The following is a 527-nucleotide window of genomic DNA, read 5'->3' on the forward strand; positions in this document are numbered from 1 at the left end:
CTGCTGGACGGCAACTACAACGGCACCTTCCAGGTCGGCTCCAACGGCGACGACGCCAACGAGCGGATCGCGGTGGACCTGCGGACCGCCACGGTCGGCAACCTGACCGGTGAGGGCCTCCTCGATGACCCGGGTGTGGACACCGTCCTGGGCACCGGGGACGACATCAAGTCCGAGCTGGTCGACTCCACCCCGGCCGGCCTCACCGCGGCCGCCCGGATCGCCGAGAACGTCACCGTCTCCCAGGCCGCGATCGAGAAGCTGGACACGGCGATCTCGAAGGTGTCGGACGTGCGTGCGCAGCTGGGTGCGACGCAGAACCGGTTCGAGCACACGATCAACAACCTGAACGTGTCGATCGAGAACCTGTCGGCTTCCGAATCGCGGATCGTCCTCATGGCCCGTGGATGCCTGCCGATGGGGAGCGCGTACCGGCCATGGATGGCCACTGGGACCCGTATCAAGGAGGAAGAATCATGGGTCTGCGTATCAATCAGAACATCGCGGCGATGAACTCGTACCGCAAC

Annotated in this window: 1 protein-coding gene; it reads left to right on the forward strand. The window is 65.3% G+C overall.

Going from position 1 to position 527, the window contains the following annotated elements:
• The coding region (locus IE99_RS33535) for a flagellin (protein ID WP_281176599.1) at positions 1-513 on the forward strand (513 nt) is incomplete at its 5' end.
• Positions 514-527 lie beyond the last annotated feature (14 nt).

It is taken from the genome of Spirillospora albida, assembly GCF_000718255.1.
Classification (GTDB): Bacteria; Actinomycetota; Actinomycetes; order Streptosporangiales; family Streptosporangiaceae; genus Spirillospora; species Spirillospora albida.